Origin of the sequence: Paenibacillus lentus (assembly GCF_003931855.1) — a bacterium.
Taxonomy (GTDB): Bacteria; Bacillota; Bacilli; order Paenibacillales; family Paenibacillaceae; genus Fontibacillus; species Fontibacillus lentus.
Genome location: NZ_CP034248.1, coordinates 3611875 through 3635198, shown reverse-complemented (window position 1 = coordinate 3635198; position 23324 = coordinate 3611875). Strand labels below are relative to the sequence as shown.

The 23324-nt window shown below is 43.0% G+C and carries 20 protein-coding genes; 16 read left to right on the top strand and 4 right to left on the bottom strand.

Annotated elements, in window-relative coordinates:
• The first annotated feature begins 292 nt into the window (after window positions 1–292).
• The 7 genes from EIM92_RS16380 to EIM92_RS16350 all read left to right on the top strand — a co-directional run bounded on the left by EIM92_RS16380 (window position 293) and on the right by EIM92_RS16350 (window position 7189).
• On the top strand, window positions 293–1897 hold the full coding sequence (locus EIM92_RS16380; protein WP_125083557.1) for a xylulokinase: 1605 nt from the start codon (window positions 293–295) through the stop codon (window positions 1895–1897).
• A 16-nt stretch (window positions 1898–1913) separates the two neighbouring features.
• Window positions 1914–2609, top strand: a complete 696-nt coding sequence (locus EIM92_RS16375; protein WP_125083556.1) for an L-ribulose-5-phosphate 4-epimerase — start codon at window positions 1914–1916, stop codon at window positions 2607–2609.
• Between the two features lie 33 nt (window positions 2610–2642).
• Window positions 2643–4067 carry an L-arabinose isomerase gene (gene araA / locus EIM92_RS16370; RefSeq protein ID WP_125083555.1) on the top strand — a complete coding sequence of 475 codons (1425 nt, stop codon included), beginning with the start codon at window positions 2643–2645 and terminating at the stop codon, window positions 4065–4067.
• Window positions 4068–4291: 224 nt separating this feature from the next.
• On the top strand, window positions 4292–5518 hold the full coding sequence (locus EIM92_RS16365) for a copper amine oxidase N-terminal domain-containing protein (RefSeq protein ID WP_125083554.1): 1227 nt from the start codon (window positions 4292–4294) through the stop codon (window positions 5516–5518).
• A gap of 172 nt (window positions 5519–5690) precedes the next feature.
• Window positions 5691–6107 (top strand): VOC family protein, encoded by a 417-nt coding sequence (locus tag EIM92_RS16360; protein WP_125085239.1) that lies wholly within the window; start codon window positions 5691–5693, stop codon window positions 6105–6107.
• A 155-nt stretch (window positions 6108–6262) separates the two neighbouring features.
• Window positions 6263–6667: a hypothetical protein gene (locus EIM92_RS16355; protein WP_125083553.1), complete on the top strand. Its 405-nt coding sequence runs from the start codon at window positions 6263–6265 to the stop codon at window positions 6665–6667.
• Between the two features lie 171 nt (window positions 6668–6838).
• Window positions 6839–7189 carry a DUF2200 domain-containing protein gene (locus EIM92_RS16350; protein WP_125083552.1) on the top strand — a complete coding sequence of 117 codons (351 nt, stop codon included), beginning with the start codon at window positions 6839–6841 and terminating at the stop codon, window positions 7187–7189.
• Window positions 7190–7271: 82 nt separating this feature from the next.
• On the opposite strand, the gene EIM92_RS16345 is transcribed toward EIM92_RS16350, so the two are convergent.
• Complete coding sequence (locus EIM92_RS16345) at window positions 7272–8165, bottom strand: AraC family transcriptional regulator (RefSeq protein WP_125083551.1); 894 nt, start codon at window positions 8163–8165, stop codon at window positions 7272–7274.
• 193 nt (window positions 8166–8358) lie between these two features.
• On the opposite strand from EIM92_RS16345, the gene EIM92_RS16340 reads away from it, so the two are divergent.
• From EIM92_RS16340 to EIM92_RS16330, 3 genes are all read left to right on the top strand, one after another.
• Window positions 8359–9483 (top strand): family 43 glycosylhydrolase, encoded by a 1125-nt coding sequence (locus EIM92_RS16340; RefSeq protein ID WP_125083550.1) that lies wholly within the window; start codon window positions 8359–8361, stop codon window positions 9481–9483.
• A gap of 644 nt (window positions 9484–10127) precedes the next feature.
• Window positions 10128–11366, top strand: coding sequence for an IS110 family RNA-guided transposase (locus tag EIM92_RS16335; RefSeq protein WP_125082078.1), 1239 nt, complete (start codon window positions 10128–10130; stop codon window positions 11364–11366).
• A 190-nt stretch (window positions 11367–11556) separates the two neighbouring features.
• Window positions 11557–12123, top strand: coding sequence for a beta-xylosidase family glycoside hydrolase (locus EIM92_RS16330; protein ID WP_342772867.1), 567 nt, complete (start codon window positions 11557–11559; stop codon window positions 12121–12123).
• 94 nt (window positions 12124–12217) lie between these two features.
• Here EIM92_RS16330 and EIM92_RS16325 read toward each other — a convergent pair whose 3' ends face one another.
• Entirely contained in the window at window positions 12218–12751 is a 534-nt protein-coding gene (locus tag EIM92_RS16325; RefSeq protein WP_125085238.1) for a CueP family metal-binding protein, read from the bottom strand.
• A 380-nt stretch (window positions 12752–13131) separates the two neighbouring features.
• Window positions 13132–13890, bottom strand: coding sequence for an EcsC family protein (locus EIM92_RS16320; protein ID WP_125083548.1), 759 nt, complete (start codon window positions 13888–13890; stop codon window positions 13132–13134).
• A 322-nt stretch (window positions 13891–14212) separates the two neighbouring features.
• On the opposite strand from EIM92_RS16320, the gene EIM92_RS16315 reads away from it, so the two are divergent.
• The 6 genes from EIM92_RS16315 to EIM92_RS16290 all read left to right on the top strand — a co-directional run bounded on the left by EIM92_RS16315 (window position 14213) and on the right by EIM92_RS16290 (window position 20834).
• Window positions 14213–16081: a heavy metal translocating P-type ATPase gene (locus EIM92_RS16315; protein ID WP_125083547.1), complete on the top strand. Its 1869-nt coding sequence runs from the start codon at window positions 14213–14215 to the stop codon at window positions 16079–16081.
• Window positions 16082–16194: 113 nt separating this feature from the next.
• Window positions 16195–16428 (top strand): heavy-metal-associated domain-containing protein, encoded by a 234-nt coding sequence (locus tag EIM92_RS16310; RefSeq protein ID WP_125083546.1) that lies wholly within the window; start codon window positions 16195–16197, stop codon window positions 16426–16428.
• Window positions 16429–16467: 39 nt separating this feature from the next.
• A complete protein-coding gene (locus EIM92_RS16305; protein ID WP_125083545.1) occupies window positions 16468–16773 on the top strand; it encodes an iron-sulfur cluster repair di-iron protein, ric in 306 nt (101 codons plus the stop codon).
• Window positions 16774–16899: 126 nt separating this feature from the next.
• A complete protein-coding gene (locus tag EIM92_RS16300) occupies window positions 16900–17631 on the top strand; it encodes a Crp/Fnr family transcriptional regulator (RefSeq protein ID WP_125083544.1) in 732 nt (243 codons plus the stop codon).
• 372 nt (window positions 17632–18003) lie between these two features.
• Entirely contained in the window at window positions 18004–19584 is a 1581-nt protein-coding gene (locus EIM92_RS16295; RefSeq protein ID WP_125083543.1) for a GH3 family acyl-acid amido synthetase, read from the top strand.
• Window positions 19581–20834: an MFS transporter gene (locus EIM92_RS16290; RefSeq protein ID WP_125083542.1), complete on the top strand. Its 1254-nt coding sequence runs from the start codon at window positions 19581–19583 to the stop codon at window positions 20832–20834. The genes EIM92_RS16295 and EIM92_RS16290 overlap by 4 nt, the downstream gene beginning before the upstream one ends.
• 303 nt (window positions 20835–21137) lie before the next feature.
• On the opposite strand, the gene EIM92_RS16285 is transcribed toward EIM92_RS16290, so the two are convergent.
• A complete protein-coding gene (locus tag EIM92_RS16285; RefSeq protein WP_125083541.1) occupies window positions 21138–23114 on the bottom strand; it encodes an ATP-dependent DNA helicase in 1977 nt (658 codons plus the stop codon).
• Window positions 23115–23324 lie beyond the last annotated feature (210 nt).

Here is a 23324-nt window from a genome sequence, read left to right as displayed (position 1 = left end):
GAGTATTGAGAATACTTGTATGTACAAATTATAGCATGATTACGAAACAATTAAAAAGAGGTAATGCTATCATCCAATAGCGCATCATATTTATACACAGATAACATTACTGCTTTATTCGATTTATAAAGATGTATGTATAAATAACATACTATATTGACAAATGTACGTACAGGAAAATATACTATAATTGAATTGTAATTAGAAAAGCCTATAGAATTGTTCAGTTCGGTTGACAACTAAATCAATTCTATAATTTAAAAAAAGCGCTGTCAGAGAGGTGACTCACGTGATGTCGAATCGATTGAGTATGGAACGAGCGATCGTTAAGGGAGAGACTTCGCTCGGTATTGAATTCGGATCTACGCGTATTAAAGCAGTACTTATTGATCAGAGCTTTCAGACGATTGCTTCCGGAAGCTACGAATGGGAAAACCAGTTGAAGGACGGCTTTTGGACGTACAGCTTGGAAGATATTATCACAGGTTTGCAGAAGGCTTACTCCGAATTGAAGCAAGAAATTGAACGCGCTTACGGAGTTACCCTTCAAACGATCGGTTCGATCGGGTTTTCTGCAATGATGCATGGATATATGGCGTTTGATGAAAAGAATGAACTACTTGTTCCGTTCCGGACTTGGCGTAATGCCACGACTGGTGCGGCAGCTAAACAATTGACCGATTTGTTCCAATTCAATATTCCGGAGCGTTGGAGCATTGCTCATCTTTATCAAGCGGTATTAAACGATGAGGAACATGTCCCGCGAATCCGGTATGTTACGACGTTAGCAGGATACATTCATTGGCTTTTGACCAGAAACAAGGCGCTTGGTATCGGAGATGCCTCGGGGATGTTCCCAATTGATGACTCCACGGGAAATTATAATGAATCTATGATCAAGCAGTTTGATGAACTCGTTGCTGGCAAGGGATACCCGTGGAAGCTCAAGGATCTGCTTCCGAAGGTATATACCGCAGGCAAAGAGGCCGGTGTCTTGACCGCAGAAGGCGCGAAGATTCTCGACCCGTCCAACCAATTGCAAGCAGGTATTCCGCTTTGTCCTCCAGAAGGAGATGCCGGAACCGGGATGGTTGCAACGAATAGCGTAAAGATGCGGACCGGGAATGTATCTGTCGGCACCTCTGTTTTTGCCATGATCGTACTGGAGAAAGAGCTTACAAAAGTGTATCCAGAAATCGATATGGTTACCACGCCGAACGGAAGTCCAGTTGGCATGGTTCATGCAAATAACTGTTCCAGTGATATCAACGCCTGGATCGGATTATTCCGCGAGTACTCTGAAGCTATGGGAAACAAGGTAGATAACGAGCAGTTGTACAGCGTGATGTTGAATAAAGCGCTGGAAGCCGATCCGGATGGCGGCGGGTTGCTCAGCTACGGCTACCTCTCAGGTGAGAATATTACGAGATTAGAGCAAGGCCGTCCATTATTTGTTCGTTCCCCGGAAGGCAAGTTTAATTTGGCTAATTTTATGCGGGTTCATCTGTTCACTGCATTTGGCGCTTTGAAAATCGGAATGGACATTTTGACCAGGGAAGAGAACGTGGCGATTGACAGTATTCTAGGCCACGGCGGTCTATTTAAGACTCCGGTCGTCGGTCAAAAAATGTTGGCAGCTGCAATGAATGTACCTGTCTCCGTGATGTCCACTGCTGGAGAAGGCGGGGCGTGGGGAATGGCCATTCTAGCCTCTTACATGAAGAACAAAGCGCAGCAAGAACGCTTGGATGACTACCTCGACCACAAAGTGTTTAATGAGGTTGAGTCACAAGAGATTGATCCTGATCCAGTCGACGTAAAAGGGTTTGAGATCTTTATGGAACGATACAAGAATGGCCTGGTCATAGAGAAGGCGGCGGTCGACAATTTAGTGTGAAATGGGAGGGAGAAAGGTGTTAGAACAACTTAAAGAAGAAGTTTTCCAGGCTAATCTGGAATTGCCAAAACAGGGACTTATTAAATATACGTGGGGAAATGTAAGCGCCATCGATCGTGAAAGCGGTTTGTTCGTGATAAAACCAAGCGGTGTAAGCTATGAGACGATGAAAGCCAGCGATATGGTCGTTGTGGATCTGGAAGGCAATGTTGTCGAAGGAGAATTAAGACCTTCCTCCGATACGCCTACTCACGCTGTGCTCTATAAGCATTACCCGCAAATTGGCGGCATCGTGCACACCCATTCCACCTGGGCGACCGTCTGGGCTCAAGCAGGGCTGGATGTTCCAGTTATGGGGACGACGCATGCTGATACATTCTATGGTTCTGTACCCTGCGCTCGCTTCTTGACACAAGAGGAAGTGGATCGGGGTTACGAGGCGGAAACCGGCCGGGTAATCATCGAAACCTTCGAACAGCGTGGCATAGATATTATGGCCGTTCCTGGTGTTTTACTCAAGGGACATGGACCGTTTACTTGGGGGAAAGATGCGAAATCAGCGGTAATGAATAGCGTTGTGCTGGAAGAAGTATCGAAAATGAATCTATTTGCGAGAGAATTAAACCGTTTTGCAGAGGAATTACCACAACGTATTTTAGATAAACATTACTTGCGCAAACATGGAAAAGACGCTTACTACGGGCAAAATTAATTAATCTATAAAATCATAGAAAAGAGGATGAATATGTCAACAGTTGCTGCTAAACAATTTTGGTTTGTCGTCGGGTCACAGCATCTATATGGGGAAGAGGCATTATCTGAGGTTAAGGCACACGCTCAAGCAATGACAGATGCTTTGAATAAAAGCGGAGTTTTGCCTTACCCGTTAGTATTACAGGATTTGGCTGTCAGCGCAGATAAAATCACAAGTATCATGAAGGAAGTCAACTATCGTGATGAAGTTGCAGGTGTCATTACCTGGATGCATACGTTTTCGCCTGCAAAAATGTGGATTCGTGGAACAAAGCTCTTGCAGAAACCTTTGCTTCACCTGGCTACGCAATATAATGAAAGCATCCCTTGGGCAACGATCGATATGGACTTCATGAATCTCAACCAAGCAGCTCACGGTGATCGTGAATATGGCTTTATTAATGCGCGCTTGAAGAAACAAAACAAAATTGTAGTAGGCTATTGGGAACGCCCTGAAGTACAAAAGCAGATTGCAGAATGGATGGACGTCGCCGTTGCCTATAATGAAAGCTTCAATATTAAGGTCGCTCGCTTTGGCGACAACATGCGTAACGTGGGCGTCACCGAAGGAGATAAGGTTGAAGCACAAATTCAATTTGGCTGGACCGTGGACTACTTTGGCATTGGCGACCTTGTTCAGTACGTGAATGAAGTTAAAGAAGAAGAAATTGACGCTTTGTTTGCGGAATATGCAGAGCTTTATGACTTTGATTACGGGACTTACAGTAAGGAACACTGGGAGGCTAGCGTCAAAGTACAAGCAAGCTATGAAATTGCCATAAAACGTTTCCTGGATCAAGGCGGCTACAATGCTTTCACTACAAACTTCGAAGATTTGCATGGCATGAAGCAACTTCCTGGATTAGCCGTTCAACGCTTGATGGCCCAAGGATATGGCTTTGCGGGGGAAGGGGATTGGAAGACGGCTGCACTTGATCGCCTGCTTAAAGTGATGAGCCACAACCAATCCACGGGCTTTATGGAAGATTACACTTATGAATTGGCGGCAGGTCAAGAAGCCATTCTACAATCGCATATGCTTGAAGTGGATCCTACATTGGCGAGCAACAAACCAAAAATTATTGTATCTCCATTAGGCATTGGCGATCGTGAAGATCCAGCCCGATTAGTGTTTGACGGTAAAAGTGGGGACGGCGTAGTTGTTTCAATGGCTGACTTTGGTACTCACTACAAACTATTGATTAACGAAGTTACGGCCTTTGAACCGAAGGTTCCAGCACCAAAACTGCCAGTGGCCCGCGTGCTTTGGGAAGTTAAACCAAACTTCCAAGACGGGGTTAAAGCTTGGATTGAGAATGGCGGCGGTCATCATACCGTTGTTTCATTAAACTTAACAACAGACCAAATTATCACCTATGCAAAACTTGTTAACTTAGAATACGTAGTTATTAAATAAATCTCCAAGGCGACTCTTTTGCCGGAGGACAGGAATACACCACAAAACCGCGTACAGCGCGGTTTTTTGTGCTGTTAAGAAATTTAAGCTCGAAAAGGGGAATGTAGAGCCGAATGAACCTACTGCCCTTGTTTCCAATTATTACATCCCGTATAATCTCATTATGTGACGATGTGTGCTCAGTAAGAAAAAGAACAAATTTCACAAAGATGAGGATATCACCCATGAGAAAATGGCTTATATGCACGTTAGCTATCATGCTAAGCTTAGCTGCGTTTAGCCCTGCTAGCTACGCTTCTGAAGTTCGAGTATCTGTGGATGGGCGTGATGTACAATTTCCAGATGAGAACCCCTATATTGACCAGAGATCTAATCTTACAATGGTTCCACTTGCATTCGTATCCGACAAGCTCGGAGCAGCTACGAAATGGGATGAAAATTTAAAACAAATTACGATCTCGCTTAACCGTGACACTGTTATTTTGGTAATTGGTGATCATCATGCACTGGTGAACGGAAAAAGAGTAAACTTTGAAGGGGCGGCCGTGCTCAAAAACGGCAGGACGATGGTTCCGCTGCGTTTTATAAGTGAAGCCCTGGATGCAAATGTGGAGTGGCAGCCCAAGCACAATCTGGTGAGCATTATGACCTCCGTGGATCATGTTCCGAAAGGAACATGGATATGGGATACTCAGATCATCAAACAGGATCAAGAGAAAATTATAAGCTTCGCAAAAATGAAGGGTGTAACAGCTATTTACCTTCAGGTGGATAGAGATATCGATCCAGCGATATATGAGGGCTTTATTCGAAAAGCTAAAAGCGAAGGAATTGTAGTGGAAGCACTTGAAGGGCGTCCCGAATGGGTCTATAAGTCAAAGCAGGAGGATATTCGAGAATTCATCACATGGGTCAAAACTTATAATTCTGCAGTTGGCCCGGAATCAAGCTTTACAGGACTACATTTCGATATTGAACCTTATGCGCTTAAGGAATGGACAAAGAGCAACAAGGCGATTCTTGAGAGCTGGATGGACAATTTGAGACTGATTGAAAAAGAAACCAAAGGCAGCGGCTTGAAAATTACGATGGATGTTCCGTACTGGCTCAATACGGTTCATATCCCCGGGAAAAATTACAGTATGAGCGCATGGATGCTGGAGAAGTTCGACTGTCTCGTCATTATGAACTATCGGAATCATGCGTTGGGCAATAATGGAATTGTCGACAATGCACAGGCCATGCTGAGGGAAGCATCCACGCTGAAGAAGAAAATTGTTGTTGCCGTAGAAACGGTTAAAAGCACAGAGGGCCCCCGGGTCTCATTCCATTCCATGAGCAATGAAGTGATGGAAAAGGAACTTCAGTCCGCCCATAATCAATTGGCACGCTATACAAGTTATGCCGGCTTTGCCATTCACGACTTCAAAGGCTGGCAGAACATGAAATAATAAGAATGAGGCAATGATAACATAAGCAATATGCTAACTATAATAACGGGAACAATAGATTCAATCAATGCGCAGCTTGCCGCCTACATGGCGGCTTTTTGTTGTATTCAAAAAAAATTTCTGACGAATGTATGTTTTTTGCTGCTTGGAGCCAGATTGTTAGCAGAGGACAATACGTCATACCTATCAAAGGAGGCAAAAACAGAATGAAGATTATTGTACCAGTATATTCGTACAAGATCAAGACAAGGCACTGGAGTTTTATTCAGAAAAGCTTGGATTTGTAAAAAAGCATGACGTTCCGACAGGAGAATTTAGGTGGATAACGCTTGTATCTCCCGAGGATCATGAGGGTACCGAGCTTTTACTTGAACCGAATAACCATCCAGCCGCAAAAGAGTATCAACAGAAGTTATTTGCTGAAGGCATCCCAGTAACCATGTTTGGGGTTGAAGATATTCACGCAGAGTACGGACAGTTAATGGAAAAAGGTGTAAGGTTTACGATGGAGCCGACAAAAATGGGTGACGTCACAATAGCTGTCTTCGATGATACATGTGGGAACCTTGTTCAGATCGTGCAGCGGTAATTTTTAATTGAAGTTAATGCTAAATTCTAGTGTTATAGGTACTCTTTTGTTCCTATAGATTAGGAGGAAGAGTCGGTTCGAAGAACATGTGCTAACGCCTGTGCATACTGTAGTGTAACGATCTATGTCGATTCGAATAAGAGAGGGTGAGATCCATGAAAAACAGTAGAGCGTTCACTCCATTTGCGCCTTTTCCAATCCCGCCAGGTAGTGTGCCTTCCACGCCTGGAATTCAGGCACCACCAGGAGTCGGGCCTGGAGGGGGATTGCCTCCAGGTATTACGCCGCCACCGCCTCAGTTACTGGGTACGTTTCAGCAGCTATCGCAGTCTCCGGCTCTAGCGCAGAACTTTGTATTCCAGCAGCCGACCCAAGGCGCCGTGTCATTTGCTGCAGGCTGTCAGAACCGATGGACGATTATTGTCACTCGTACCTTTAATGTTTTTTTGATGTTTGTCACATCAACTAACCCATTTGGTTTTACACAGGGATTCATATTTCCGACGTATTCATTTGGAAGATTCCCTTCATCCGTTATTTTATGGTATACCTGCTTCTAAAGGAATAATAGTAGTGAACGGGTCCCTCTATGCGTTACACTGGCTAATCCACGGATTACGGATCGATTTAGAGTATACGATAGTGTTTCTGAGCTAAATAAATAACGGCTTTGGTTTAAACACGTCAATTTTTTATTATAATAAAGAAAACCATATAAGGCAGGATGTATTATGACCAAACATCGTATCTATACAATGAGTTTCGCAAGTGTTTATCCCCATTATGTTGCAAAGGCCGAGAAAAAAGGTCGTACGAAAGCAGATGTCGATGAAATCATCCGTTGGTTGACAGGGTATAGCCAGGAAGACTTGGAAGCGCAACTGGAGAATAAGACAGACTTTGAGACATTCTTTGCGGAGGCTACCCAAATGAATCCTTCGCGGGCTTTAATCAAAGGAGTAGTCTGCGGTGTCCGAGTAGAAGACATTGAGGAACCAACGATGCAAGAAATTCGCTATTTGGATAAGCTGATTGATGAGTTAGCAAAGGGAAAAGCAATGGAGAAGATTTTGCGAAAATAATAATTAAAACGAAGAAACACCGATTCCATGTTATTAAATATAACAGAATCGGTGTTTTTTATCGATAGTCTGTTAAAGCCTGTTAAAGGTTTGTTTTTTTGCGATAATCTGATGGATTTATCCCCGTCCACCTCTTAAATTGCCTGCTAAAGTGAGAAAGGTTTTTATAACCCAATCGATTGGCAATCTCATTCAAAGAAAGCTCTGGTTGTTGAAGCAAAATTTTAGCTTCCTGTAATTTTAGATCGGATAAATATTTTCGGGGTGACATATGATAAATTTTTTGAAAGACTTCTAATCCATAATTGGGGCTGATCCCAAGGGAAGCAATAATAGGTTGTATGTGAACGGTGTAATCTACATTACCTCTATTCTCAATTAAATTTTTCTTAAAAGTCCACTTTATGGCGTCAGCAATTTCTTTAGCATATTTTGCTGTAGTCATAGACTGATTTGTTCGTATATTTGTGTTTACTGGTTGTATATCTACCAAAACCTCTAATAACTGAAAGAGGACAACTTGTGCTCTTAATTTCGCTTTTGAAAACAATATTTCTGGTTCATCTAAAATTCCGATCCATTTCGTAATACATTCCCTTAACCTGCTGTAGTATGGATTTAAAGGGGTATAGACCCAATCGCAGTTTCGCATAATCTTCATTCTTAAAGAAGGTTCATCTATATCAAAATGCGCACAAAAATAAGTCATAGATTCTGATGAGATACATTGATTGGTATGCTCGAATCCAGGGGGAATAAGGAGAATATCATCCTTTTTTAATATAAATTGTTCATTTTCGATAAATGTCTCTTGAGCGCCATCTAACACAATTAATATTTCAAAAGCATGGTGGAATTCCTTAGTCATTGACCAACTAGAGTCAACTGTTTGTTTATGCGCTCCAAAAAATCGTATATTCCAATCGATACGGGGAAGAAGTTGTGTTGTACTACCTATAAAGCCCTTTATATCCATTTTAGAAAAGCCACCTTTGATTTGGGTAAATTAAACCTGAAATATGCAATCGTATTTCTAGATACAACATGATTATAATATAGGTAAGCAGCTAAAAGAAAGCGATATCAATGTGTGACTAGAGAATATAATAAAAGGGTAATTAATAACGTCGCGTTGATTCGATTATAATACGTAGAAAGGAACTAGAAATATGACATTAATTAAAAATCCTATTATACCTGGAATGGCACCTGATCCATCAATTATTCGGGTTGATGATGTTTACTATATCGCAACATCTACTTTTCATTGGAACCCCGGTATACAAATTTATAAGTCAACGGATTTAGCGAATTGGGAGCTCATCAATTGCGTACTTAAAAATGGTGAAGTCAATTTACGGGGAACGCCTACACCGGCTGGGATTTGGGCGCCACACTTATCTTATAACCCATCCACCAAGAAATACTGGTTAGCATATTCTCACATGTTAAATATGGCAGGTTGTGAATTTAACTCAGATTCCTATGCCATGTGGGCAGAAGACATCAATGGTCCTTGGTCTGATCCCATTTATATAACATCCATCGGTTTCGACCCAGCCATTTTTCATGATGAGGATGGAAAACATTATGTCTCCATCCTTGAATGGGAAACGCGTCAAGGGTATCAAGCGCCTGGACATATTGTAATTGCTGAGTTTAATTTAGACCACGGTGAGATCGTTGGTAACTGGCACCGGGTAACGCAAGGCTTTACCACCCGTGGATGTGCTGAAGCTCCACAAATATATAAATATAATGGATATTACTATCTTATTATAGCTGCTGGCGGTACAGGCTATGCGCATGGGGTAGAGATCGGACGTTCGAAGAATATTTTTGGCCCATATGAACCGCATCCATCCAAAGAACCGATTATTACATCTTCACCACGACACCTTTTTTCACTTGGTGATCCTGATGCGGGACATTTTGAAATGTATAATCCAAATTCAATCATGCAAAAAGCAGGTCATGGTTCATTAGTTCAAACACAAACAGGCGAATGGTATATAGCTCATCTCATGTCGCGCCCGATTGAGGGAACTCTCCTAAATCCATTAGGACGCGAAACATCGATTCAAAAAATGAAGTGGACGGAAGACGGTTGGCTGGAAATGAAAGATGGATCAAATTTGGCCAAAATGGAAGTTGAGGGTATGAAGGGAGTCCAATTATCTCCTAAATTATCTCATGATGTACATGATCATTTTACAAATGAAAACTATAGCGTACACTTTATGACTCCTCGTATAATATTTTTAGAAGCTCATTTTAAGCCAATTTCCAGTTGATCCGGACAGCTAGAAATAGACTTAGTGAATTTACCAGTTTTGCTACATGGTTGAGGATGTAGCCGAACCCGTACCGCAGCCCGAAGGCGAGGAACGGAAGTCGGGGAAGCGTAGCTTCGCGCAACATCCACAAAGGCTCATCTTATGGATCCGGATCGTAAGTTGAGCGGTCATGTGCATAAAGAAGTCTCGGCTTCCTCATCCTTAGTTTCACCCCTTTGTTTTACCCGGTTCACCCCTTCGGAAGGGGAAGCCGAGCTTATCCATAAGCTGTTTTGCTTTTTTGTCATGCGCTCTTTGACAACTGCATAGCCTACTGTTCTTCATGCGAGAGGTCGCATAGTTTCAAGAACGTTATAGGTATTTACTCTCGGGCCTGCCTGTGGAACAATGGGGTCGACAAGCTTTTTTCAGGAAATTTCTTTCCCTCCTTGCGGGCCGAAAGGTACTGCTTAATAAGCCTGTTACCCGTGACCCATCACTCATGTTCTAACCGCTGGTTGCGCCGCCGTATCGCCTGGGGAGTAGCACCCGAAATTGTCGGGCGTTACGGATGAGTGCTGATGACGAGGCTGAAGTCGGTGGTTTCCACGGGCACCCAGGTCTGAGATCAGCTTGATTATTTTGCAATAGGAGGTGATTCCATGTCACCAATGCTGATTGGTATAGACGTAAGCTTACGTTCCCACCATGTACAGTTCATGGATGGAGACGGAAGATCGCTCGCTTCTTTTGCCGTACCTAACGATCAAACCGGGGCGGATACCCTGATTCACAAGATGTTAGACACCGCGAGCAAAGAAAAGCTAGAGCATCTTCACATTGGGATGGAGGCCACATCAAATCTAGGTTGGCATCTTGCCCATTATCTAAAGAATGAGTTACAAAGTTACGAACCGAACGTGAAGTCCCAAGTTTTCGTCTTAAATGCAAGGAAGGTGGCGCGTTTCAAAAAGGGGTACGACACCCTTCCGAAGAACGATCGCATCGATGCCTGGGTGATTGCAGACCATCTGCGATTTGGACGACTGCCCCATGAGATGAAAGATATCATCCAATATGAAGCCTTGCAGCGCCTCACCCGCACGCGATTTCACTTGATGAAGAACATTAAACGCGACAAGACCTATTTCCTAAATCAGGTCTTTTTGAAGTTCAGCGGGATGCGTCAGGACAACCCGTTCTCCAATACGTTCGGAAACACCAGTCTGGCGGTCATCCAAGAACTCGAGCCGGACCAAATCATGGCGATGTCCATGGAAGAACTCATTGATTTCTTACAAGATAAAGGCAAGAACCGCTTTGAGAATCCGGAGGAGATCGCGGCTTACTTAAAGAAACTTGCCCGCTCTTCCTATCGGCTTGATAAAGCCATGGCCGATCCGGTGAATATTTCTTTAGCTACAACACTCAGCGTAATCCAGCACTTGGAGTCTGAAGTGAAGAAGTTAGACAAAGAGATCGCCAAGATCATGAAGGGTGTTCCACAAACCCTCACCTCCGTGAAAGGGATTGGCCCTGTGTTCGCGGCTGGCATCATTGCGGAGATCGGCGGTATTGAACGATTTGATAATCACGCTGACCTAGCCAAGTATGCCGGGCTCGTATGGAGCCAAAACCAATCCGGTGAATTCGAAGCGGAAGAAACTTCTCGCATGCGCACCGGCAACAAGTATCTCCGTTATTATCTCGTTCAGGCCGCGGACTCCGTCCGTAAGCACGACTTAGAGTACGGAGCATTTTACAAAAAGAAGTACGATGAAGTCCCTAAGCATAAGCACAAAAGAGCACTCGTCCTTTCTGCACGAAAATTGGTACGGTTGGTATTCATGCTACTGAAGACCAACAAAATGTACACACCACCCGAGAGGAGGAACCACTAACCGGTTTCCAAAACCCTACTCTTTTTACAGTTAGCCCGCACTCCATTCATGTCTGAAAATTTTGACAATATGGCGGGTCTAGTTTGGTGATGTCTTTTTCAAGGCAGAGTCTAGATTGGTGCTGATTATTTTCCAATTCTAACAAATCAACCCCTTGACATATCACCGCTGTGCTTATCGACATCAGGAAGTGAGTTGGGTGAATACGATTGAACGTCCGGGACATTTACGTATTCACGGAGAGAATTCGCTTTTTTCACAGGTAAATCCAGCTATTATGGCCACGCGTGCGACATCGTTTCATTATGAATTTCAAACAAAAGTCGAGTTTCAACCGGATCATTATTCCGAAACTGCTGGTATGGGGCTTTATTATGATTCAAATAATTGGATTTATGCTCATTTAACCTATTCAGAATCGTTTGGTGAAACCGTTTTAAGGTTATTACAGGCTAAACTAGGAGAGCGCATCGAATTTGTTGATCATACTATTCCGCTCCCCAATAATATGGTTGAGCTGAAGGTTATTTATAATGTAGGTTATGCAGATATCTTATACCGGATGAGTGATGATAAGGACTGGAACGTTTTTATTGAGAATATTGATGCTACTTATTTATCTGATGAAGGTGTCAACGGGGTCCGAGGAGAAATTGGTGGATTTACAGGGTTGTTTAATTTTATTGGCTCGGTTGATTCTCATCAGCACGACTCATTTGCTGATTTTGATTATTATACCGTAAAATCAATTTCCTAGATTGATATTATTAATTAATGCCAAATAAATAGAAGAAAGAGCAGATTTGTCGAAGACAACTGCTCTTTTGTATTTTAAAGAGGATACCCGCCTTTTATATCAACTGCATGGTAGTAATGCATGTGTCATCACTTTCAAACGTTGAAAACTTGGATTCCACAGACTTCTCATTTTGGCAAATTGATATGCGAAATTCTTTATTTCTTGGCAGCCATAAATCAATAAACCCACTGGAATTTGACATTAATTTTTCGTCTCGTATAACGTTTCCTTCGCTATCTTCTATATAGATATCAAACTCTTCATTTATCAGTTCTCCTCGGCAGCCAGTCAAGCTATGGGTGGCACAAGGATGTGTTTGTTCAAGGTATGGGGCAATAGAAACAAAGAACTCGTCTTTCGGCAGCGCAAAGGTTAACTGACTATTGTCCTGGTTTGTAACTATTAGATGCGTTGAATTAATGGAAGCAGATTGGTCTTCTATATTGCCTTTACTATAATCACTAACCAACTGTTTAATATCCACGTCACTTTTCATAGGTACTTTGTTATTGGCAGACTGTTGGCTTACACATCCACTTAGCACAATAATTGAAATAATACTAATCAAGAACATATATTTTCTCATTGAATTATTCACTCCATTTTTCATATTTTTCATAAAAGCACAAGTCCCATAAATTGTATATACACTATAAATGTCATTTAGTAAATGTAGATCCGTATATGAAGAAGTAGAGGCACCACGTAAACGGGTTTACACTGACTCTTTTGCTGACAGTAAGTGGAATGTTGTTTCAGAAAATGAAATGTTCACGATAGTACTGTTCAGGAAAGAAACCGGAGGGACACGCATTAGCTTCGTGACGAGATTTTATCGGCAGCTACTGATCATGACGATGCTTCCCAGCTGACTGAGCATTTGTTGGTTGGCTCATTGAAAATAATTACGCATGAAGAACTGCCTTTGTTTTGTTAAGCAACCATTGTTCTTGAATTTATATGGCGCTAGGGAGAAGACTGTCCCATAACCTCGAAATCATCGTGCAATCTGCGCAGCCGATATGCGTTCATAGCAAATTCGCGCAGCTCCTCAAGAATGGTGTAATTCGCCCATGCGCCTGCGAAAGCCCCGACCCCAGGCAGCATCTGCAGCATTTTTCTGAAGTCCATGGCGTCACGATATTCGATTTGGAATGTCTCCCAGTCCATATTGTGTGAGTATTCGGCGTCGGAGAGCCACTGTTCCTTTTCATTATGCCAATTCTTAATGGCGGAGAGCAGCCTGGCACGATTTTCCGGCCCCGAAAACGTCATTTGAAATACTTTAAGAATGAACACCCGCTCGGAAAAGTGTTTGGTATCATAGCCATAAACATGCGCTAGCTCGAACAAAAATTTCATCTTAATCGCAATTAAAGCCGGAAAGTCTACCATACTGAGGACAATGCCGCCTGCTCCAGTGCCGGCACCTTCGGCAACCGCGATTTTTTGGTACAGCGTAAACAACTCCTTCGCTTCCTGATCGGCAGACTCGAGTTCAGGAGAATTTTTTACCGCACGGCTAGGCGTATATTCCGCGCCGAACAAGGCCGTGCGCACGATCGACCGGATGGTGGTCGTAATGATGTCGTGTACCTTCGGGGGAATGAACTGGTTTATTCGATTTCCGATGGTTTTCGATGTTTTCTCTAGCCATCCCGGCGGTTTGAACATCTTTTGTTCCCAGTCGGCAAGTTCTCTCCGTATTTTATGTTCGTATTTCATCAAACCTCACTCCTCCAAGAAAACATGGTTATATTTTAATGAAAATTCCAGTGATTCGGTACAGACCACGGGAGGTAATTGACCTCGACTAAAGTCCAGTAGTTGCTGGGCAGATTATGTTAATAAAAAATAGAACTGAGCTCGCTCCATGCTTCGAAAAGATTAATATAACCGACAAATCGTGAGAATATAGCAGGGGCCGGTCCGATGTGGATAGGTTCCTTTTTTCTTATAACTTGATTCCAGTCAATTTTTATTATCCTACAACATCCTATACTAGAATCACCAACAATAAGAAAAATCAAACTAGTAGGAGGTCCAAATGCAAAGCTATATATTTAGGAAGAAAAACCAGATAACGCTCATTAGCGGAATTTTGATTTTGAGCGGTTTGTTTAGTCATTTTGCTTTGGAGAATGCCACTCTTTTCACCTGGTCGTTCATCATTGCTTCTGTTTTCGGGGGGGCTCCCATCGCCATCCAAGCGTATCAAGCATTAAAAGTAAAAGTCATCAGTATTGATGTCTTAGTTACCATCGCCGTCATTGGAGCTTTTTTAATTCAAAACTATGAAGAGTCAGCTATTGTTACCTTCTTATTCTTATTCGGTTCTTTCTTGGAACAACGCACATTGAATAAAACACGATCCGCTATTAAAGAATTAACCGAGATGGCACCAGAAAGTGCCCTGAAACAAATGGAAAACGGAGAGTTTGAAGAGGTAGAGGTTGATGAAGTAGATGAAGGGGATATCTTGCTGGTTAAGACAGGTGCAAAAGTTCCCGTGGATGGAACCGTGTTGACGGGTAAAGGTCACATCAATGAAGCGAGTATCACGGGGGAGTCTGTACCCGTAAGCAAAACTGTGGATTCTGAAGTATTTGCGGGAACGATCTTGGAAAACGGAACGATACAAATTCGAGCTGATCGTGTGGGGGAGGATACAACTTTTGGTAGAATTATCGAATTAGTTGAGGAAGCACAGGATTCTAAATCAGAAGCAGAACGATTTATTGACCGTTTCTCGAAATACTATACTCCTGCTGTTCTAATCCTTTCCTTAATGATTGGGCTGTTCAGCCGTGACATTGAACTGGCTATCACCATTTTGGTATTAGGGTGCCCAGGGGCATTGGTTATCGGAGTGCCCGTATCCAACGTTGCCGGGATCGGAAATGGCGCACGGAATGGTGTACTTTTAAAAGGCAGCGAAGTGATCAATGATTTCAGTAAAGTTGACACGATTGTCTTTGACAAAACCGGAACTTTAACCGTTGGAAACCCTGAGGTAGCCGAAATAGTATTTTACGGTGCGAATAGGGAGGAAGTACTGGGATATTTGGCAAGTGTGGAACGTGAATCGGATCACCCACTGGCAAAAGCAGTTCTACAAGATATTGGCGGGACTACTTTTTCCACGGTAGAAGAAACTGAAGTGGTTAAAGGCGGCGGGATTGTTGCCAAAGTAAAGGGACATCGTATTGCCGTTGGTAACGTAGCATTAATGGAAAAGGAAAATGTAGCACTAAACAAAAATGTCCAGAGAGACGTAGAACGCTTTGAACAGAACGGGAACTCTCTTGTCTTGACCGCGGTTGACGGAGAATTGAAAGTTCTAATGGGTATCCGGGATCAAATCCGTCCAGGTGTCAAACAAGATCTTCAAAAGCTTAAAAAACTAGGCGTGAAAAACCTGGTCGTTCTCTCCGGGGACAACCAAGGAACAGTTGATTTAGTAGCTCGTGAACTTGGGTTGACTGAAGCACATGGTCATATGCTGCCCGAAGGTAAATCAGCTTATATTGAAAAAATGCAGGCAGAAGGTCAAATCGTAGCCTTTGTCGGTGATGGGGTTAATGACAGTCCATCCTTGGCCTTAGCGAATGTCGGGATCGCCATGGGAAACGGAACAGACGTTGCGATTGAAACATCGGATGTAGTCTTAATGAATTCTGACTTCAGTCGGTTGCCACACGCATTAGGCCTGACAAAATCAACTGCAAGTAACATGAAACAAAACATCTTCATTGCGGTAGGTGTGGTACTGGTCCTGCTTGCCAGCGTATTATTCAGTGAGTGGATGAACATGTCGATTGGGATGTTGGTTCACGAAGCAAGTATCTTGGCGGTGATCTTGAATGGTATGAGATTGTTGAGATTTCGTTTGAGAGGAAAAAATCAAAATGATTAAAACTTGATCTCTATCAATTTTATTCAGACAAAACAAAGCTATACTGGAACTGTGAAGAGGAAGAGGCGGAACAAACGAACCCTCAATATTAAAAAAAAGGGGAGAGATAACCCATGCAAAAGGCAATCATTCAACTCGAAACATTATCTTGTCCATCATGTATGCAAAAGATAGAGAATGCAGTAAAAGGATTGAACGGCATCCATCCAGATAGCGTAAATGTATTATTCAATGCAAGTAAAGTAAAAGTAGATTTTGATTCAGAAGCGATAGCTATTGGCGATATCGAAAAAGCCATCGAGGACTTGGGATATCCAGTCCTAAAATCAAAAGTAAAATCTGCCTAAGATGCATAACAAAATTCACTCAAGGAGGAAGGAATCAAGATGTCTGAACAACCAGGAACATTTATCGATGTTGTAACGAACGATTTTGAAAAGCTAGAGTTGTTCACTACTGCTATCACACGTGCCCATGGTAAGACTCACCCAGAAGCATATGAAGTGCGAGAATTATTTGAAGCAATGAATCAAAAAGTTAGAGAAGCGGGAAACAACAAGCCCAACTTGGATCTCGAATTTACTCAGCTACGAACAATCACAGGCAATTACACCATTCCTGGAGATGTATGTGAAACTTATGCAGCCGTATATAATATGTTATCGAAAGCAGATCAATCGTATCATTCTTGACCCATAAATAGCCACGGGAAGCAAGATTTCTCTGTGGCTTTATTATTTAAAAGCCAGCTGCTACTTTGTTATGAATAGTCATGGTTTGACTTTACTTTTGCTATAATTATTAGATAGCAGAGATGGATGATTACAAATAGGAGGTATGAAGTGAAAAACAATCAAAGTTGTCATCATCACCAAGGATATGCCGAATGCGTTCGTTTAGTTCCAATTTTTAACCATCTAGAAGATCGTCAAATGGATATGATTGCAGAATCAGCCACAACACTTCAATTACAAAAAGGGGAATTGTTATTCCGTGCAGGTGAGGAAGATGATACCTTATATATTATCAATACAGGCAAAATTCGGATTTACCACTTAACTGACTCCGGAAAAGAACAGCTCGTTCGAATTTTAAATCCAGGAGATTTTACAGGTGAGCTCGCCATTTTTCAACCCGGGAGCGTCCATGAGAATTACGCTGAAGCCTTGCAGAACACGTCAATTTGTTTAATTAAACAAGAGGATTTACAGCAATATTTGTTGGAGTATCCGCAGATTTCTTTAAGAATACTGTCAGAGGTTACGATGCGCTTGAAGGAATCTGAGAAGCAAACCACTCAGGTCGCGATTGAAAATGTGGAGTCCCGTCTTATTTCCTTTTTAGCAGAATGTGTTGAGAAGGAGACTGGTAATAGTCCAACGATTACTTTGCCGATGTCTAAAAAGGATTTAGCCTCGTATCTAGGTACAACACCAGAAACAATTAGCCGTAAATTTACTTCTCTTGAACAACATCGATTGATTGTGCAGTTACCGAAAAAGCAAATTAAAATCCTAGATTTGGATCAGTTGCTGCTTCATGCTGAATAAGAATGCCTAATAAGAGTGGAATTCCATTCTATTCGTGTTTTGGCGTAGAGGGGCGTTGATGAATCTAAGAAGTGTCTTTCAGTCGCGTACTTGCGGCTTTTTTTATTATAAGTACTATATGTTCTTGTCCAAGGTCAGCTCTAACAGTTATGTGAAAAAATGTTCAATTTAAGCCGCAGGACTGGTTTACATAATATAGGCAAAGTGCTATTATAAGTCAGGGTACTAAAAAATGAAAATGAGTTTCCGGCACGATCCATCATCTATGAACACTAATTTCTCCATAATCACGGTCTGACCTTAAAGTAAGCTTGGGAAGAAGCTTTACAGGTTTTGATGAAAGGAATCTGTGAATAAAGGGATGGATACGAGATGATTACGAAAGAGCACTTGGTCGAACGATTACACGATGATTACGAGGCTTTTCGTTATTCACTTACAAACATCGAGCAGACACAACATCATTTACTGATGAGTATATTGCGCAAAAATGCATCGACAGATGTGGGCCGCCGTTTTCACTTTTCCAAAATACGTAAGGCAGCTCAGTATCATCAGACAGTACCAGTAAGAGACTACAATGGTTATGCAGTAGATATCGAAGCGGGGCAGCGGAAGTCTGGCGTATTAACCTGTGAACCGATTGTTCACTGGGCTAAAACCAGCGGCTCATCCGGAACGGCAAAACTGATTCCACATACGCGGGAAAGTCTTGACCAGTGGTATCGAGGGGCTCTGCGGAATTTAATCGGCTATGTACAGTCCGGTGGGTCTTTGCCGACGGACGGCAAAGTGTTATCAACGGTGGGACCTAGAAGAATCGGGGATATTGAAGGGGTACCCGTTGGCTATATTTCAGGCATCATGAGCTCGTATGATCCGATTCTAAAGGATTTAAATCCAGTTCCCGATCAGGTGATGCAACTAGAGTGCTATGACCTTAAAATGTTTGAAATGGCCAAATATGCTCTTAAGCACGACGTGGTCGGTATTACCGGGATCACTAGCTTCTCGTTGAACTTTTTAAATTATATTAAGAACCAGGGTGCAAGCTTGTTTGCCAGCATGCCTGAATACAACAAGATTGTGGAAGCGGCGCTTAATCGCGATGGCAGCATCGATTTGTTAAAGTTATGGCCAAACTTCCGTATCATGTTGTCCACGGGCGTGCCTTACGATACGTTTATTCCGCAAATCCGTCGCGTGTTTGGCGACCAGGTTTGGGTCAGTGATTTTTATTCTGGCACCGAAGGAGCGTATGCCTGCGGCAATTCGGACCGGGAAGCAGGACTTATGCTGAACGCGGATTTATATTATTTTGAATTTCGCGAACTTGATAGCGGCAAGGTATATCCTTTGGCGGATGTAAAGCGGGACATTCCTTATGAAATGATCATTACCGGCCACAATGGGCTATACCGGTATACCACTGGGGATGTGGTTAGTTTTGTAGAGACAGAGCCCCCAATGATTAAAGTCATCGGGCGGACGGTGTCCATGATCAATATCACAGGGGAGAAATTGAACGAAGCGGAGATTGCCCAAGCCGTGAATCAAGCCGCCGACAGGCTCAAGTTGAAAGTGGGTTCTCATTTGTTCTTCGGTTGGATGGACCGGGATTGCTTCGTTCACCATTGTTTGGGTATTGAAATGGTGGAGGCTTTACCCGAGGAAACAATGACTGAATTTATGAACGTCTTTGCGGGAGTGTTAAAGGAGATACGCACCGCCTATCGCAATTATTCGCAAACCATCATAAAACCGCCGCATTATGTGCAGTTCAAGCCCGGGACGTTTGTCGAGCTGGAGCGACGAAGAAGCGAGCAAACGGGAGTGACTGGCCATGTTAAGGTTAAAGCGGTCGTGACGCCGGGCTATTTCCGCGATCATATTGATAAATCGTGGATCATTAATCAGGACATACCACAGGATTGGATGCAGACGATTCAATGAACGATAAAGGAATAACAGGCGTTTTTTCACGAACAGAGCTCGCGTTTTTACTCATACTAAGCATTGCCGTAAGCATTCGTCAGGTCGCTATGACGATGGTGATGCCGTTTATTTCGGTGTATTCCAAATCTCTCAGCGGTTATACGCCGACGCTCGCTGGGGTGGCGCTGGGCATATTCGGTCTAGCTCAGGCGGTGTTTCAAATTCCATTCGGACTATGGAGCGATAAAATCGGCAATAAAAAGGTGATTCTGATTGGATTTGGGCAGGTCATTGTCGGGCTTGTCCTTGCTTACTTCGCCACAAGTATCTATGGGCTGATTGTGGCTAGGACGCTACAAGGAAGCGGTGCGGTCATCGCTGTTGTATTTTCCTGGATTTCCTCCGGACTGAACGAACAGTTACGCCTGAAGGCCATGAGCATTACGAGTGCTTGTATCGGATTTGCCGCTGCGGCTTCGTTTGCCTTTGGACCGATGCTGCACCATATTTTAACGGTCAACGAAATGTTCTTAGGGTGTGCGCTCATCATTACCTTAAGCTGGCTGATCATTTTGTTCTTCTTGAAGGAGTCGCGGAAGGAAAAAGAGGCGGCATCGGACTCATTAGCTTCGGAAACCGCTCCGGCAGGCATAAAACCGCTTTTGATCAACCTTCTCAGTAATAAAGTTTATTTAAAACTAAATGCTGCAGCATTCATCAATAATTATGTAATGGTGGCTGTATTTTATATCCTCCCTATGTATCTGCAGAACATCACCGGGACAGACGGCATGTGGAAGGTGTTTATGCCAGCTGTAGTCACCGCGATTATCGCCCTAAAAGTTTCAGCTCGAACTGCAGCGAAAGGCTACCGTTTTATTTTACTGCAGGCCTTATTTTTACTCTGTGCCGTTGGCGTTGCTTTGTTTTATAAACCTAACTACGGCTTTATTTTGGCGGGTAGTGTACTGTTTATGATCTGTTACATCTGTGTTTCTACATTTGCACAAAGCTGCATCAATGATATGGCTGAGGATGGATATCGGGGGACGACGAATGGTATTTTCAACAGCGTTCAGTATTTGGGCTCTTTTGTCGGTTCGCTCGCTACGGGATTAGCTTGGGAAATCAGTCCTCGATTCGCACTGGCGCTCACGCTCGTAGTCGCAGTTTCAGGTATTACCGTAATGTGGGGAACTTACGGCACAAAAATCGGGAAGTTTAAAGATGTATCCACCCTAGGGAAAGTGGAAAGTCATTTGCGGTGACATAGCCAATATAAAGAGCTCCATTCATATATGGTATGCTGATGCTCTAGGTAGCAGCGGTTGGCGACGTTCTAGTGTAAAAATGTACCCTATAAGAGAGACCGTTAAAAAGTCTCTCTTACAGGGTATTTTTTCGGTCTGCCCGCTAGTAATGGTCAATTTTGCACAGTGATTTTGATAACCAATTGTGTTCTACGTCTCAAAGGTCACTTGTTCGCTTACTTCAAGGTAGACTTCTTGTCATACAGCAAAGAATACATGTTCTTGTCGACAGCCACCTTTCATGCGTGGACGTCTAAACAACTACAACGATTCTACTTCAAGTATAGCTCCAGCTGGCAATACTGCTAACACTCTCTCTTTGACATGCTGATTGAGCAAAACTTCTGCATCCAAGATGGCCGCTCTCCCTTGATCCGTCGATGAACGAATGAGTCTACCTAATCCTTGCCGTAAGCGAAGCAGCATATAGGGCAGGTCTACTTCTTCATATGCTGAATCAGCAGCTTCCCGTTTAGCCATAAATACAGGATCTTCCGGTGGATAAGGCAATGACCAAATAATAACGTTGGATAATGAAGGTCCCGGTACATCCAGACCCTCCCATAGGCTTGCCGCACAGAGCACGCTTTCCTCTGTATTTTGGAACTCAGCTATGAGGCTGCTAATCTCACGGTCACCTTCATATAGCATGGTATAGGATTCGAAGTATGGATGGTGCGAAGCGGCTTGCTTAAACTCGCGCAGCTCATTCATTGTTCTGAATAACAATAGAGCTCGTCCTTCGGTACGTTTGATCAGCTTGGCCGACAGGGCCAGCTTTTTCGCCGCGGCAACCTCACTCCGAATCTCTCCATCTTGCAGCAGTTCATTTGGTGCTAATAGCTTCATCTGCTTTTCGTAATCGTACGGAGAGTCCACAGAAAAAGATAAAAATTCGCTGATGCCGAGACTTCCCGCTACGTAATCAAAAGATCCATCTACCGATAAGGTTGCTGAAGAGAATACAATCGGCATCTGAAGTCCGAATACCCGTTCCTGCAGCACTTCTTTGACGGTTTGCGGCATAATGGCGAGTGTTGCAGAACCATCCTCATTTTCTTCCGCCCAGCAAATGTAGGTTTCAGGCTCACGGAACAGATGAAGCGCAGTTTGGATCATCTCCAGATGCTCTTCAACGATACGAAGCTTATATTCATCAAGCGTATACAGGCCACTCTCAAAGACCAATTCTTCATCAATAGCTTCAATTGTACTTTTCCAGTGATTCAGTTCCTTTAGAAGTTTCTCATCCATTCGGATTCGTTTACGATCTGAACCGGGTATCGCTGTACTTTGCTCCGCTACCAGAGAAAACACAAGCTGACTCTGGTCAATGGAATCCTCAATTCGTTCGGCTAGCGTTTCCCGGATTTCTCCATCTAGAAGACGAGTAATAATCTCTTCATACGCACTATGCTTCAGCTTATAACTGAGGGCATGTTGTGCTGCCGATTCGAGTAAATGTCCTTCGTCAAAGACGACTGAACTATGTTCAGGGAGCAGGGGAAGCTGACCCTCTCTTTTTCTTCCCTCATAGGTCCACACATGCTCCATGTAGTAATCATGGGAACAGATGATAAGGTCTGTAGATTTTCGATAATGGTCCCGAGATAGGGTCATGCCGCAACGATGTCTTTTGTCACATACAAAACAGTCCTGAAATGAATCCCAGTTGATCTTATTCCACTGTTCATCATTCAGATGTGGGTATTCCTTACGATCGCCGTAAGGGTAAAAAGATTGCATCGTTCCAGGGGAATGAACAAAATCAGGAAGATTTTCATACAGGTCTTCAATAACCGCCGCATCTTCATCCTGAAGACGAACGCCGTCTATTTTTTTGAGACATAGATATTGATCAGGGGATTTACCGAGCCGCGCATCAATCTGTAAATCCAAATAACGGGCAAGCTTAGCTATATCTCCTTCCTGTTTCACAAGTTGCTCAATGAGCGACTCATCTGCACAGGCAATCACTGCAGGCTTACCTGTATATCTTGCATAATTAACTGCATAAAGCAGATATACGAGTGTTTTTCCCGTGCCTACCCCAGCTTCTGCAAAAATAGTTTTCTTATTGGCATAGGCTTTTTCCAATTGGTAAGCCATAAATATTTGTTCATCACGGACATCAAATCCATGTTCAGGTAACACATCATAAAAAACATCCGCAACCCAATCGCCGACCTGCTTGACGAACGGTTCTGACGGATCATAGGAGAAAGGATATCGTTGCACACTTACGCCTCCGACACTATCATATTCTTATTAGCAAAACATAAACTATCTCATGAATGAGTAGGTTTGGCAAGCTGTCTTTGCAGTCCGATGAGATCGTAGCTTGTTTTGCTTGTATTATACGTATATCCTTTTGTTTCCGATCATAGTCTGTCAACATTTGGTATAATCATGTTAAATCATTTTTTTTATTCTATTTCTCATTAGCAG